The sequence below is a fragment of the Sphaerospermopsis torques-reginae ITEP-024 genome, assembly GCF_019598945.1.
GTDB lineage: Bacteria > Cyanobacteriota > Cyanobacteriia > Cyanobacteriales > Nostocaceae > Sphaerospermopsis.
In genome coordinates this window covers 1,634,311-1,649,445 of sequence record NZ_CP080598.1, presented here as the reverse complement: position 1 = coordinate 1,649,445, position 15,135 = coordinate 1,634,311, and the positions used below count along the sequence as shown (strand labels likewise).

The following is a 15,135-nucleotide window of genomic DNA, read 5'->3' as shown; positions in this document are numbered from 1 at the left end:
GGTAATAGGTGATTGGTAATGGGTAATTGGTAAAAACTCTTAACTGTCACCTGTCACCTGTCACCTATCATGGTGCTTGATTAAAAACCCATTTGATCCACTGATTTAAAGAGCTAAAAGTATTTAACTTTTTAACACCAGGCGCACGGGCAATATACATCCCATCTACAGCAACTAACGCCGCATATTGCAAACCTAAAAAACTATCAACTGCTGCATAGTGTCCACCTAAAGTTATTGCCCCTGCTACATACATTTGACCTTTAGTATTTCGCATTTCTACTAATTCAAAATTGTTGGCTACTACCAATCTTTCTAAATGATTTAAAGGTAATTTGTAATGTTCAACTAAATCTTCTAATAAGGGATTAGTTTTAACTTTGGCATCAAGTCCGGTAGCATCAATAATAAAATCAGCAGTTAATTTCATTTCCCCAAAACCTTTTTCTTGAATATGGGTAATAGTGTGGTTTTGGGCATCTCTTTCCACACTCACAACTTGACCAAAAGTAATTTGATACCAACCTTCTTTAATACCTGCTTCTGTGATTCTTTGCCAGTCTCCACGATCTGCGGTAGTAGTTCCTCCCCAGTCAGATAATAACCTTTGACGTTCTTCTGGGGTGGCTTTTTCTAACATGACTCGTAGTTCACCACCCCAACAAGCTTTTGGCCAGTTAAAAGGTTGAAACTCATAGTGATTTTTAACAGGACGTTGGGCTTTTTCAAATTTATTCCCTTGGGGTTTAGGCGATCGCATTAAATGTAAAACTGTAATATTTCTATTTTGTTTTCTCACCTCATAAATACGTTGTAAAATTCGTGAAGCTACAATACCCCGTCCTCTAATTAAAACAGTACCACCTTGTTTTTCTAACTGTTCATAGACATGATTATGGTCTTCATAGGCATTAACTACAGACTTAAAATCCTGATATTTTTCCCGATATGCTTGTAAATCTGGTAAAAATTGAATAGCTGGATATCCTGTAGCTAAATGTAAATAACGACAAACTAAAAAAGCATAATTTCCCGGACCACGAGAATAAGCAACACAATATCTACCATCTTCCGTTTTTCTAATAGCTCTCACTCTACCATAACGATAAATTTTATCCCAACCAATACGTTTAGCTTCCCGATCTATAGAATCAAAAACATTACCTGCACGGGGAGTATAAGTTTCTGCAAAAGTTGGTTCATTAAAAACCTGCCATAAATATTTAAAAGCTGAATTTATCTGACCTTTTGTTAAATCATGCCAAGATTCTCGCAAAGCATAACTAGGCCATCCCCAAATATTATCAGGACAAGAATCAGAATTAGAACGCAATCTTTCATGTAAAGGAATTTGAGAATTTAAACATAATCTCTTATAACGTGCATAGGGTTCTTTTTCTAATCCTACAGCAATAATTTTTTCAGATTTAACACCACTAATTCTTAATAAATCAACCCAAATAAAACTACCCAAACCAGCACCAACTGCTAAATAATCACATTCATCAACAGGTAAACCAGTAGCATGAATAGCTTGTAAATCAACTTTGTGATTCTGAAATTCTGAAGGTGGAAAATTACTACCTAAAGGCGTAACTGGACGAACAGGAGATATGTTAGGATCTGGAAGATTAGTATTAGGATTAAATTGAATAGTAGAAGGATTATTAGGTGTAGGAATAACAGTATTTAATCCAAACTGGACAGTAATAATATAAGGTCCAATTTGCAAAGTATCACCATTAGCTAACTGACAGCGAGTTTGTTTTTGACCATTGACAAAAACACCATTAGCACTATTTTGATCAATAACTACAAAATGATTTTGTTCCCAATCCTGTTCCCAATCAATTAAAGCATGATAACGAGAAACTTCATTACTATTTAACAACATCCGCGAAACACGCTGACCTCTAATTGCTGTAGGTAATTTCGCAAATTCTCTACCAAAAGCAATCGGTAGATTTAATTTAGGTTCTCTTCGTTCTCCCGTTGTGGGATCTTCCCAACTTAATTGAATTTGTAAATTAGTCATTAGTTATTAGTTATTAGTTATTAGTCATTAGTTATTAGTTATTAGTTATTAGTTATTTTCCTGATTTTCCTATTCCCTATTTTCTGGGGAGCATCCCAATTTTGAAACAATAACCGCAGCAACACCAAAAAATCTCTGAAACTCTCTTACCTTTGTGTCCTTTGCGTCCTTTGCGGTTCAATCATATCAAGACCTTAGATCATTTTTTCCGTTAGATCAAAATTAATTTACATATTTGGGATGCTCCCTCTTTTCTGTCACCTGTCACCTGTCACCTGTCACCAATCACCAATCACCCAATAATTACACTAACAGCAGCAGCTAAAGATGTACCACACCAAGGACAACCTATTTGTAAATTTTCTGGTGGGGAAACTTTATGACATTTAGGACAGTCTAAACCATACACCGAATTTGGTTGTGTTGGAATAGATGGTTTATGGTGGTGATGTACGGGTTGTTTTGGTGGTTGGACTATGATCGTAGAAGGAATACTACTAACAGAAATTGCCGTAACTTGTAGTTGTTGTTGTCCTAAATAAATAATGCTTTTTTCATTTAAAGCTATTTCCCCTTTAACTAAAGATTTACCATCTATTTGTGGGGGGTTTGGTTCACGTAAATTTCTAATATAAAAACGTTGTTGCTGAGAATTAAAAAATATCTCAATGTGTAAACCGGATACTGTCGGATGAGTTAAAACAATATCACACTTTGCTGGATCACGTCCAATGCGACAAGTACCAGCGTTTTTACTGTTATGTTTTTCATAAATTTGTTGAGTTTTATTTTGACCTGCTTCTTGCCACTGTAAAGTTAGTACATTCATGATTTTTAGATAACTTTAATACATTTAATGGATTCAACTTTATGCTGTGGGATTCCTAACATGATTGGTAGCAATTTAGCAAGTCTTGAAAATCAAAATTAAAGAATGATTATCTTCACCATTTATACTTTTTATACTTTATCTGTTTGATGCTAGTTTATCAGCAATGCGTGTAGTTTCTGGCAAACGATATTTAGATGTACACCGTAATACATAGTCAATTGCTGTAGGTAGGCTGATACGATGGCCACTGGAGATATACAAAGGTTTAACTCCAGTACGAGTCCGTAAAACTGCGCCTACTGTTTCATTTTTATGTATTAATGGCTGCCAACTCCCTTTAGCTGCTGGTAGTTCTTCATACTTACCAACAAGTAGGGATTTTGCTACACCTATAGTTGGTATATCCACTAAAACACCTAAATGGCAAGCTATTCCAAATCTGCGAGGATGAGCAATTCCTTGACCATCACACAATATTATATTAGGTATATTTTTAATTTTTTCTAAGGCATCAAGAATAGCGGGTATTTCCCGAAAAGATAAAAATCCAGGTATATAAGGAAACGTTGTAGGACGGTATACTAGGCTTGTTTCCACAACTTTCAAGTCAGGAAAACTTAGCACTGCTACCGCTGCACGGCACATTGTACCATCTTCCAGAAAACCCATATCCACACCAGCAACATATTGAATAGGTGTGTTGAGTTGATCTGTAGTAATAACTTGATTTCGTAAAGTTTCTTGAATTTCCGTCGCTTCTTCAACGCTAGATGGCCAAGGATGAATTTGTTGAATTTGCATATTGTTTGTCTATTTCAATTGTGATCAAAATCTTGATTTTCCGAAATGCCTACTTTTAATTTTGTATCTTATATATATATAGACTAAACATTCAACCCTATGTAAATTTTTGCTAATTTTTTTGTATAAATCTTGATTTTTTTTATCTGATAGCTACTCTCAGATACAGTTGAGTTAAGGAACATACAGCCATGAGAAATAATAACATCAATGTCCTTCACAATTCGCAAATTGTATTTTATTTAGGAGGAGGATTATTATTCTTGTTTTTAGCAATGATGCTGCGTCCTTTTGCTATTGTCAATGCTGGTGAAAGGGGTGTTTTGATGCAGTTTGGAAAGGTGCAAGATACAGTTTTAGATGAAGGATTACACCCAATCATTCCCATTGTCACAACAGTTAAAAAGCTCAATGTTCGCGTGCAACAAAATAGTTTTAATGCTGGTGCTGCTTCTAAAGATTTGCAAACAATTACCACAGAATTAGCAGTCAACTGGCACATTGATCCGTTAAAAGTGAACCGAGTTTTTCAACAAGTGGGAGATGAGCAATTAATTATTAATGGGATTATGACACCCGCAGTTTCCGAAGTTTTGAAAGCAGCTACAGCTAAAAAAACTGCTGAAGAAATAATCACAAAACGTACAGAATTAAAACAAGAAATCGACGCAAATTTAAAAAGTCGTTTAGAACCTTATGGTGTAATTGTAGATGATGTATCTTTAGTGAATTTTTCCTTTTCTCCAGAGTTTAGTAGAGCGATTGAAGCGAAACAAATAGCAGAACAAGAAGCAAAACAAGCAAGTTTTATTCTTCTACTGTTAAATTTAATTCTATTCCCGGCAAGATAATTAAATCATCTTTTCCGTATTTTAATTCTGGTTCTTTTTGAGGTTGAAAAATCAAAATTGATCGATCATCTGGGTCAATTAACCATCCCAATTGACAACCATATTTAATACAATGTAAAATATTGCCAGTCACTCTATTATAACTTTGTTCTGGAGACAAAATTTCTATAGTCCAATCTGGTGCAATTACAACATCATCTACAACTTCACCATTATCATCAAAGGCGATATTTTCCCAGCGAATAATGGCTATATCTGGAATAATTGATCTACCAGCAAATGTACACCTTAACTCTGGAAAAGCATAAGCAATTTTATTTAGTTCTGTGACTTGATTTACGGTATTAATAATTTTACCTTGAAGTCGAGAATGGCGAGTTTTTGGCATGGGTTTTTGGATGATTTCGCCGTTGATATATTCATTTGGTGGTTTAGTTTCTGGTAGTTTGAGAAACTGTTCTAGTGTTAGTGATAAAGATTTGGTTACAGTCATGATTTTTGTTCCCAATAACTGCTAATTATAGTTTATATCAATTTTCATTGAGCTTGCACATAATCGCAAAACTTCAAATCAAGATATATCAAGATTTGGGAGTTTTCGTATTATGTGCATCTTCAAAGTAAAATGATATTAGCAACTTGTTGTTAATTTCTCCTGCTTTTTCCTTACCCTTGGTTCAATAATATTTGAACTCACATTAAAATGTTTTGCAGCTTGTGACATATTCAAAATTAATAACTTCTCATCTCCCAAACTTTTTATCTTTGTATTTTGAGAAACTTCGACATTTAAAACCTTAATAATTTCCGCCGCAACCGCTTGCGCTAAAAGTGGAGGAACAGAATTACCAATTTGTCTAAAACCATGCCATTTGGTAGGATGAAATCTAAACCAGTCAGGAAAGGAATGTAAACGTGCAGCTTCCCTGACAGTAATACATCTTGGTACAAATGGATGTATAGGACGAGGAGAAGTAAAAGCACCTTTATTACTCGCTGTTCCTGCTCTTAATGTATTACATAAACCGTCAGGATCTAGTTTATAAAAACGGCTAATTGGTTCATTTTTACCATGAGGAGTTGACGCAAATCTTTCAATAGATTCAGGACTATGTTTTGTTCTCAAACTCGATGTTAAAATGTGATGATCAAATTTACGGGAATAGGAATAATTATTGTTAGCAATGCACAGATTACGCATTTTCTTACCGTATTTACTGGGTTTACCAAATTCAGCTAAAACCCAATCTTGTTGTAATAATTCTGGGTAATTTTCTATGGTTGGTAAATCTTGCAATGCTTCCCATACGGTAGGGGTTGCAGGTAGTTTCATAGCTTTTTTTGATTTAGTATTTGATTTAGTATTTGATTTAGTATTTAATTTAGCTGGATGGGTGCTTTTATCAGGATAATTTGGTAATTCTAAATCTCGACGACAACCTAACAAAAACAATCTTTCTCGATTTTGGGGTACTCCGTAATTAGCAGCATTTAAAACTTGATAATTATGATTAACTTTGTAACCGTTATTTTCAAACTTATCAATAATTTCGGCAATAAATTCTTTATGTTTACCTACCGTCATTCCTTTGACATTTTCCATCACCAAATATTTCGGTTGTAATTCTAACACCAACCTAATAAAATGAAAAACTAAGGAATTTCTGGGGTCATCAAAAGACCGTTTACCAATTAATGAAAACCCTTGACAGGGTGGACCACCAAAAACAACATCAATTTCTTGATTTTCAATTTCGCTACTATTTCTAATTTCTAAACCTGTGGTATCTTCTACACTTTTACATAACACTTTCCAAAAAGGAAAATTAAATTTATGAATTACACAATGTATAGGATCTAATTCTACAGCAGCAAGGACATCAAAACCAGCTTGTTCAAAACCAAGGGTCATTCCTCCTGCACCTGCAAATAAATCAACTGCTATGGGTCTTTTTTTCATCATTGAATTGATTAGTTATAGTGTTCCGATTTGATTTATAAATTTTCCGTGGAGGCAGGGAATAGGCAATAGGGAATAGGTAACAATAAAATATATATTATCACCAATTACCAATTACCAATTACCAATTACCAATTACCAATTACCGCATTTCTAAAATTTCCTTAGCAGCGCGATCGCACACTCCCAAATCTCCTAAACATTGCCGCATTTCTTGATAATCTAATAAGGTTTTTTCCCGCTTTTCACTATTTAATAATAATTCCATTGCAGCTTGAGTAATATTCTCTGCTGTTGCTTTTTCCTGTAAAAATTCTGGAACAATTTCTCGCATCAAAACTAAATTTACAGGTGAAGCAAAGGGAATCGAACCTTTAAGAATATTCCGCGCAACCCAAGCAGTAAAAGGACTAAGACTGTAAACTACTACCTGGGGAACATTAGCTAAAGCTAACTCTAAATTGGCTGTTCCAGATTTAGTAATTGCAAAATCCACAGCAGCAAAAATTTCCTGTTGTTTACCAGATAATATTGTTGCTTTTAACCCATAATTTTGAATAGCTTTGGCAATTTTATCTCTAAATTTTTCCAAAGATAAAGGAATAAAAAACCGCGCCGTTGGTAACTTAGATTGAATATTTTGAGCAGCTTGAAAAATGACAGGTAAGAGATATTTTAATTCTTGACTACGGGAAGCAGGTAAAAGAGCGATCGCTATTTCTTCCTCTTTAATTCCTAACATTTCCCGCGCATCTTTTCTACTCGGTGCATTAGCCATTTTATCAACTAAAGGATGACCCACCCAATTAACTTTAGCCCCTTTTTCTTGATAATAACGAGCTTCTTCTGGGAAAATTGCTAATAGCTTATCCGTAAAACTAACAATTCTTTTTGTTCTCTCCAAACTCATCGACCACACCCATTCTTGAGGCGCGATGTAATACACCACAGGAACATCGGGAAAATGTTCATTCATATAACTCCCAATCCCGATATTAGGAGTCATATAATCAATCAAAACTATGATATCAGGTGGATTTTTTTGTAGATAAGCGATCGCCCTTTTTTGTACCTGAATAGTAGGAATAAAATACGGCAAAGCTTCAATTATACCCATCGAACCAATACCGCTAGTATCCCCTAAAATTGTCGCTCCTGCTGCGGCCATCTTCTCACCACCCAAGGCCACAATGTCTAAATTTAACCCCAAAGCTTGAGCTTGATTTTGCAGCGCCTTAATTAACAACGCCCCTTGTAAATCTCCAGAAACTTCCCCAGTGCTGATAAATATCCGCATTTGAATTTTAGATTTTAGATTTTAGATTTTAGATTTTAGATTTTAGATCATGACCGGCTAATTGCTTGTAATATCTTTTTTCTCTTACCTGTTCCCTGTTCCCTGTTCCCTGTTCCCTCTCCTAAAAATGAATGATGAATATAGGCGTGATTCATCATTCATCACTCATAAATCACGACGCATCACTTGCAGAAATTTTACCCTTTCCGGGAATTAAACCGCGTCTTCCAGGCATTTGCGCCAATAGCAGAAAACGGCGTAGATGTTCCAACTGTGCGGTATCTCCCAACAATTCCAACTCTGCCAAAGCCTCTTTAAACAGCAAATCAGAACGGTAGAGAATGCGAAAAGCTTTTTTCAGAAGTTGAAACTCCTTAGCGGGCATTCCTGAGCGTTTTAGCCCCACCAAATTGAGCGATCGCACCCGTGATGGATTGCCCTCAACCAACATATAAGGAGGAACATCTCGATCAATGCGAGTCATCCCACCAATCATAGACATACCACCGATATGTACAAACTGATGAACACCTAAAACCCCGCTTAACCTCGCTCTAGACTCAATATACACATGACCAGCTAAAGCCACAGAATTAGCAATAACCACTGAGTCCTCAATCACGCAATTATGTCCAACATGAACATAAGCCATCAGTAAATTCCCGTTACCGATGATCGTCGCTTCACCCCGGCCAGTAGCGCGGTTAATAGTTACATACTCACGAATAGCATTATTATCACCAATTTTTACCCAAGTAGGTTCTCCCACATACTTGAGATCCTGGGGTTCCATACCAATAACAGCACCAGGAAAAATATGATTTCCCGCCCCAATTTCACAAAGACCATCTAAAATTGCATGAGCGCCAATTACAGTTTCCGGTCCGACTTTAACATTCGCTCCAATCACAGCATAAGCACCGACTTGCACCGTTGAGTGGAGTTCCGCATCAGGATGTATTACAGCAGTTGGATGAATAAGTGTCTTCAAGGGTGACTCTCCAGAACTGAGTTCATTGAAAAAAGTGTCGGGCAAAATAAGTTATGTGTGTTATGTGTGAGGATAACGAATTTTGGATTTTGGATTTTAGATTTTGGATTGAAGATAGCTATCTAAAAATAACAAAGGGGTACAAGTACCTAAATTTATTATTGAAACAAATCTTAAACCTTAAATCCAAAATTGTCTGATCAAAGTCCAGCCAACAGTAAATACGCTTGTGATTTTTCGTGTTTACAGTTATTCTTACTTATAATTGACTTAGGGCAGTTCACGGCTATGCCCCAAATCTAAAAAGCCAAATTCAGCCCAGTTGTAGCTAAACTTAGCTAAACTTAGCTAACCAAAGAAAACATTAGCTCCCCTTCAGCAGCCAGTTGTCCATCAACTTCAGCTCGTCCCTGCATTTTACCAAAACGACGCTGCTTAATTGATAACAGTTCCACTGTCATAATTAACTGATCACCTGGTACAACTTGGCGACGGAAACGGACTTTATCAATACCCACAAAAACAAACAGTCCTTTTGGTATATCAGGCATTTGGGTCATAACCACCCCTCCAACCTGCGCCATTGCTTCTACAATGAGTACACCAGGCATCAATGAGCGTCCGGGGAAATGACCTTGGAACTGAGGTTCATTAAAAGTGACGTTTTTTACACCCACAGCCAATTTTCCAGGAACATAGTCAATAATTTTATCGACCAGCAAAAAAGGATAACGGTGCGGTAGCAGTTGCTGAATCTCTTCCACCGTGAAAGTTGTTTTAATTGCCGGTGTATTGGTTTCCTGATGTTCTCCTTCAGATGTAGTCACTTGAGTAGAATTAGCTTGGGTGAGAGTTGACATTGGTACTATATTTTATAAGAATCTGGAAATTAAGTAGGCTAGAAAATAGCGTACAATCTTAAATTTTAGTGAATTTTTAGCCAAATTCCTCAGCAAAATTCTAAAATCTTCTCCGCCAATTGAATATGGAGATTGTGACTAGCTTTGTAAGCCAAGAAGTGAGCAACAGGAAATTTACCTAATAAGCTAATATCTCCCACTAAATCTAATATTTTATGACGTACTGGCTCATTTGCAAATCTTAACGGTGGATTTAGCCAACCATCAGCACCACAAACCAGTGCATTATCCAAGCTGCCACCTTTGATCAATCCTGATTTTTGCAGATATTCAATTTGATGTAATAACCCAAAAGTACGAGCCGGTGCAATTTCTGTCACAAAGGAGTTTTTGGTATCTTCTGGATTCAGAGATAATGAGAAACTATACCATTGATTACCAATTGCAGGTACATCAAAATCAATCCCATAGCTAAAACGGGTTTCTGGGGATGGTAGGGCGCAGACAAAAGCATCACCTTGATAAACCGAAATAGGTTCTTTAATCGCTATAGGCGCTGATTCATCACTGGCTGGTTGTGATACCAAACCCACAGCAGCAATACTATCAGTCCACACCTGAGCCGAACCATCTAACAGCGGTACTTCTGGTCCATCAATTTCAATCCGCGCATTATCCACACCCATAGCTGACAAAGCTGCTAACAAATGCTCTACCGTGCGGACATAAACTTCATCTGTACCCAACTGAGTTGATAGAACAGTTTGATTAACTGTTGCAATTTTAGCAGGAATTATCGGCGAATTAGGCAAATCCACCCGCACAAAATAGCGATCGCTTCCCGGTTCTGCTGGTAGTATCCGCATACTGGTATTCACACCGCTATGCAGTCCCACACCCGTTTGAGTAATTTCCTTAGCTAACGTGTGTTGGTGCATAGTCTAAAAGCCAATATATGATTTTGCTGTTTGTTATTCATTTGTTCTCTATGTAGTAAACACCCTGAAAGTAGAAGTCAGGAGTCAGGAGTCGGGAGTCAGAATAATTTTAGATTTTAGATTTTAGATTTTAGATTGGAGTTGACAAAAACAATCCAAAATCCAAAATCCAAAATCCAAAATTGTATCACCAATCACCAGTCCCCTCTTAAAACCTTTCCCCAATCCCAAAGTTAATGCGGCTATCACCATCATCACTTAAACCATAGTCTATGCGAATAGGTCCAAGTGGAGACTGTACACGCACACCCAGACCATAACCGTAGCCGCTACCATTTTTATTGAGAATTTCTGCTGCTCTGGTACTACTTCCCAAATCACTACCATAATCAAAAAATAGTGCGCCACTGACTACAGAGAACACAGGAAAACGATATTCAACAGATGCTTGTACATAACTGCGTCCAGTAGCTAATCTACCTTCATCGTAACCACGCACAGAATTACTACCGCCAAGGGTAAAAGCTTCATAGGGGGGTAAGTCTCCGAGAATTGTACCACCTTGAAGGTTAAACGCCAGAGTTTGTGGACCTTTACCAAAACTCAAAAAGTTCACAGGCAAATATTGGCTGTAGTTACCCCTAACTCTGGTCAGGAAAATATTACCTGAGCCTATGGGTACAGATTGATCAACTCCGACACGGAGATAAGAACCGTTGGTAGGTTGTAAGGGATTATTACGGCGATCGCGTTGTGCGCCTAGTTGTAATAATAATAAATCGTCTTCACCTTTTTCCGATTGGGTGAGGGGAATCCTATCGCTAATTTGCTGACCATTATCATTAAATCTTGCCCCTTCTTTTCTCACATTACCATCAGCATCACGGCTAGAAACTCGTTGATATTGCAAACCGGCTGAAGCCACCCACTCTGACTTTTCATAAGTATTAGGAGAAAGGGGACGAGTGAAGGAAACACCACCACCTAAACGGGTAATCCGCGGACGATCTTGATCATTTGTATTAGTGGGATTATTGGGGTTATAGGTTTCAATGTTGTCATCCTTACCTTCAAAAATCAGAGAGATTGAACGACGACGGAAAATATTAGCTGTATAGGAAGTCCGATAAGGATCACCAGCAATCCAAGGATCTGTAAACCGCAGGTCAAACAGCAGTTCTCTTTCTCCTAGCTGTACCTCGGCACCAAGTTTCTGGTTTCTACCTCCCAGGTTTTGCTGTTGATAGCTGACTGTACCAAATAATCCACTGGCAGAACTAATACCAGCACCAGCAGCTATTGAACCACTGCTGCGTTCAGCAACATTAACCACTACATCAACTTTACTAGGGTCTGTACCAGGGTCAAGGGACACATTTACATCTTCAAACAAACCTAACCCAAATACTCTTTGTAAGTCTTTTTGGACTGTATTACGGTTAAATACTTGACCGGACTTTAATTCTAATTCCCGTTTAATTACATATTCTTTTGTGCGTCCCCGAATGGGTTCTCCTTTTTCGTCTACTTCCTGTCCTTCTTTATTACGGAAGCGAACTTTGACATCTTCTACTACCCCTTCTGCTACTTGTAGGGTGACAACTCCATTTTCTGAAACTCTCGGCGCTCCAATCACGTTGGCTAGTACATAACCTCTATCTTGATATTCTTTGGTTAACTGTTTAATACCTTCTTGTAGGTCACGCAAGTTGAGTATTTTACCATACTGTTCACTGAAGATTTTATCTACTGTGTTAGTTGGGAGTACAGAAGGAACATCAGTTCCAGGGTTAGCTTCGACTTCTACTTTACTCAGGACAGGATTAGGATCAACCACGAAACTCACCCTTACACCCACAGGTGTATCTTCTGGCACGGCTCGCACGTTGGAGAAGAAACCTGTAGCAAATATAGCATTAATATCTTCTTGTAATTGGGAACGGGTGGTTGTTTGTCCTGGTTGGGTACGAATCGCTTGGTAAACTTGGTTTTCTAGTTCTGGTGAGATTGTGCCAGTTGGTGATGTTACTGCTACTTCTGACACCAGGACACGGGGTTCTGCTGTTTCTGAATTACTAGGGAAAGTCGGTTGTGCTGTGGGTGGCTCAGCATTTTCCTGGGGAGAATTAGTATCAGGATTTACTTCTGTTTCTGGTGCTTGTGCAGTTTTTGCTGGTGTTGTTGCCGTTGATATAATTACTGCTGATTTTGCTTTCTGTTCTGAGTTGCGAGATAATGCAGCTTTGAGAATTTGAGCCGTTTTTGAGGGTGTTGTTGCCGTTGGTATGATTACTTCTGGTGTCGCTATTGATACTGAGTTAGCTGTTGGTGAGACTTTGACAGCAGGTGTCGATGAGTCAGATTCTGGTTTTATAACTACTACCTTTGCCAAGACGGGAGTTTTTTGATTTTCACTAACATCATTTTGACCAGTTTCCTGTGGTAGTGGCTGGTTGGTTTCTACCGTGGCAACCTCTGTTACTTGCTGGGTTTTATCAGGAGTTTGTGCAGTCGCACTGAGTGAGTTGTCAACAGGGACAGCGATCGCCACAACTGCCAGAAATACAGGAGATAAATGCTTTTTACTCATATTCCTCTTCACTACCACACACAATTAAGTCATTCTTCATTCGTCATGAGTCACTGGTCATTAGTCATTAGTTTTTAGTCATTAGTCATATCAGAAAAATGACTAGATACACGCACACCCAGTTAATTTTTGCTGTCTACTACTTGCAAAACCCTTTGTAAAACCTCCTGGTAGGCATTTTCTACATTTCCTAAATCCCTACGAAACCGATCTTTATCCATTACTCGACGGTTAGGATCATTTTCTGTCATATCCCATAAACGACAGGTATCAGGACTTATTTCATCGGCCAACAACAACTGCTGTTGTGAGTCCAGACCAAATTCGAGTTTAAAGTCTACCAAGGTAATGCCGCACTTTTGCCAAAAGCTTTTGAGAAAGTCATTGATTTGTAATGCCAGATGGGCAATACTGTCAACTTGTTCCTCAGTTGCTAGTTGCAGGAGCAGTAAGCGATCGCGTGTGAGTAGAGGATCTCCTAATTGGTCGTCTTTGTAATAAAAATCTACCAAAGGCTGTTCCAATATTGTACCTAGTGGCAATCCTGTTTGTTGACAAAGACTACCAGCAGCAATATTTCTGACCACAACTTCCAATGGCACAATCTTAACTGCTTTCACCCGCATTTGATTGGGCGCTGGACAATCAATATAATGTGTTTTAATGCCATGCGCTGCCAATTGTTCAAACAACTTGCTGGAAATGGTACAGTTTATGCTACCTTTTCCCTGGATGCTACCCCGCTTTTGGGCATTAAACGCAGTTGCATCATCTTTAAAATCAGCCAACAATATCTCAGGTTCGTCTGTGGTGTAAATAATTTTGGCTTTGCCTTCGTATAGTTTGGTATTATCAGACATGGTGGTAGATATGCAGAGCAATGGTTTCCAGCTTAACCATTTTATCAGCCCTTTGGGCAAGGCAGAAGGGTTTAGGGAAAGGTTCAAAGACCCGCTGATCAATGTCGCCCTTACTCCAACAATATTCAACCTTCGACAAGCTTTTTTACCACCTGTCTGGGTTTCAAACCCTTGCTTTCCCTGAGTTCGTGCAATCGGACTTAGTTTGTATAGCTTGCCGACTGCTCTTTTCTCATTACCAGGACTTTGTCTATTTCCTTCAACCTATTCTTCTATATTGCCTGTTAAACTGGTAAAATTTAGATCAAATTTTGATGTTTTTATGTAAATTTTGCTAATTTTTGTTGAAAAATGATATTATGTTGCAAATATAACTCCATATCTTCAATTGTCAATTTATTACTTTCCTCCACTGTCTCAAAGTTGCTTTCCTACCTTTTGGGGATTTTCTTGTGAATTTTAGCTATCGCAAACAATTTTTACAAAAGATGTATAATAAGTAAATACAGCACTTTCCATCTAAATGAGGTACACTATGGGCGGGCAAGATGTCCACCCCACAAGATTTTTATCATTAATATCTGTACCTCATAATAACGGAAACTGCTCTAATAGTAAACTTTTTGCTAACTTTATCGGTCAAATTTTTGGATAATTTTATACATTGGATTTATAAATCTAATTATTTTGTCAAATTACAAATAAACTAATCCCTGTAAGACCTTTTATGATTAAGGTTTAATCTTAAGTTTTCTCCTGACTTAACAAAATAAAAATAAGAGTGTTTAGTGGTTTTAATATCATACATAAAATCAGGAGGATTATTAAATACATGGAGAAAAATATAGTGAGCAAAGATGATTTTCTCTATCCTCGTGGTCGATACTACGGTCATGTACAACCTGAGAACTTGGTTTTTAACGCAAATTTACAGGAATTTGCTCAGAGAGTTAGTTATATTTGTAACTTAGAAACAGGTGGCAAACTTCCACCAGAGGAAGCTTATGAACAGATCAAGGTGTTGTGGAAACAGTTAAAACGCTCGAAAAAGCAACTGAGGATAGGTGAAGATCCCTTTGAAAACAATGAATCTGATAATAGTTGATAGGGAAAGAAGGGA

The 15,135-nt window shown here is 37.6% G+C and carries 12 protein-coding genes and 1 pseudogene; 2 read left to right on the top strand and 11 right to left on the bottom strand.

Annotated features, from left to right (window positions below):
- Window positions 1-67: 67 nt before the first annotated feature.
- From K2F26_RS07520 to nfi, 3 genes are all read right to left on the bottom strand, one after another.
- Window positions 68-2,035, bottom strand: a complete 1,968-nt coding sequence (locus tag K2F26_RS07520; protein WP_220610974.1) for an FHA domain-containing protein — start codon at window positions 2,033-2,035, stop codon at window positions 68-70.
- Between the two features lie 292 nt (window positions 2,036-2,327).
- Window positions 2,328-2,864 carry an FHA domain-containing protein gene (locus tag K2F26_RS07515; RefSeq protein WP_194051636.1) on the bottom strand — a complete coding sequence of 179 codons (537 nt, stop codon included), beginning with the start codon at window positions 2,862-2,864 and terminating at the stop codon, window positions 2,328-2,330.
- Window positions 2,865-3,002: 138 nt separating this feature from the next.
- Window positions 3,003-3,668 carry a deoxyribonuclease V gene (nfi, locus tag K2F26_RS07510; protein ID WP_220610973.1) on the bottom strand — a complete coding sequence of 222 codons (666 nt, stop codon included), beginning with the start codon at window positions 3,666-3,668 and terminating at the stop codon, window positions 3,003-3,005.
- A gap of 191 nt (window positions 3,669-3,859) precedes the next feature.
- Between nfi and K2F26_RS07505 the strand changes: the two are divergent.
- Window positions 3,860-4,480 (top strand): annotated as a pseudogene (locus tag K2F26_RS07505) (prohibitin family protein); the annotation flags it as partial.
- Here K2F26_RS07505 and K2F26_RS07500 read toward each other — a convergent pair.
- The 8 genes from K2F26_RS07500 to purC all read right to left on the bottom strand — a co-directional run bounded on the left by K2F26_RS07500 (window position 4,476) and on the right by purC (window position 14,015).
- Window positions 4,476-5,012, bottom strand: a complete 537-nt coding sequence (locus K2F26_RS07500) for a Uma2 family endonuclease (RefSeq protein ID WP_220610971.1) — start codon at window positions 5,010-5,012, stop codon at window positions 4,476-4,478. The pseudogene K2F26_RS07505 and the gene K2F26_RS07500 sit on opposite strands and share 5 nt — an antisense overlap.
- A gap of 138 nt (window positions 5,013-5,150) precedes the next feature.
- Entirely contained in the window at window positions 5,151-6,482 is a 1,332-nt protein-coding gene (locus K2F26_RS07495; RefSeq protein WP_220610970.1) for a DNA cytosine methyltransferase, read from the bottom strand.
- A 139-nt stretch (window positions 6,483-6,621) separates the two neighbouring features.
- Complete coding sequence (lpxB, locus tag K2F26_RS07490) at window positions 6,622-7,776, bottom strand: lipid-A-disaccharide synthase (RefSeq protein ID WP_220610969.1); 1,155 nt, start codon at window positions 7,774-7,776, stop codon at window positions 6,622-6,624.
- A gap of 172 nt (window positions 7,777-7,948) precedes the next feature.
- Complete coding sequence (gene lpxA / locus K2F26_RS07485) at window positions 7,949-8,767, bottom strand: acyl-ACP--UDP-N-acetylglucosamine O-acyltransferase (protein ID WP_194051648.1); 819 nt, start codon at window positions 8,765-8,767, stop codon at window positions 7,949-7,951.
- Between the two features lie 344 nt (window positions 8,768-9,111).
- A complete protein-coding gene (gene fabZ, locus K2F26_RS07480) occupies window positions 9,112-9,627 on the bottom strand; it encodes a 3-hydroxyacyl-ACP dehydratase FabZ (protein ID WP_193942139.1) in 516 nt (171 codons plus the stop codon).
- An 89-nt stretch (window positions 9,628-9,716) separates the two neighbouring features.
- Window positions 9,717-10,565 carry a UDP-3-O-acyl-N-acetylglucosamine deacetylase gene (gene lpxC, locus K2F26_RS07475; protein ID WP_220610968.1) on the bottom strand — a complete coding sequence of 283 codons (849 nt, stop codon included), beginning with the start codon at window positions 10,563-10,565 and terminating at the stop codon, window positions 9,717-9,719.
- Between the two features lie 208 nt (window positions 10,566-10,773).
- The gene (locus K2F26_RS07470) at window positions 10,774-13,155 is read right to left on the bottom strand and encodes a BamA/TamA family outer membrane protein (RefSeq protein ID WP_220610967.1); all 2,382 of its coding nucleotides are present in this window, start codon (window positions 13,153-13,155) and stop codon (window positions 10,774-10,776) included.
- 122 nt (window positions 13,156-13,277) lie between these two features.
- Window positions 13,278-14,015: a phosphoribosylaminoimidazolesuccinocarboxamide synthase gene (gene purC, locus K2F26_RS07465; protein ID WP_220610966.1), complete on the bottom strand. Its 738-nt coding sequence runs from the start codon at window positions 14,013-14,015 to the stop codon at window positions 13,278-13,280.
- An 832-nt stretch (window positions 14,016-14,847) separates the two neighbouring features.
- Between purC and K2F26_RS07460 the strand changes: the two genes are divergently transcribed.
- Window positions 14,848-15,120, top strand: a complete 273-nt coding sequence (locus tag K2F26_RS07460) for a DUF7219 family protein (protein WP_220610965.1) — start codon at window positions 14,848-14,850, stop codon at window positions 15,118-15,120.
- Window positions 15,121-15,135 lie beyond the last annotated feature (15 nt).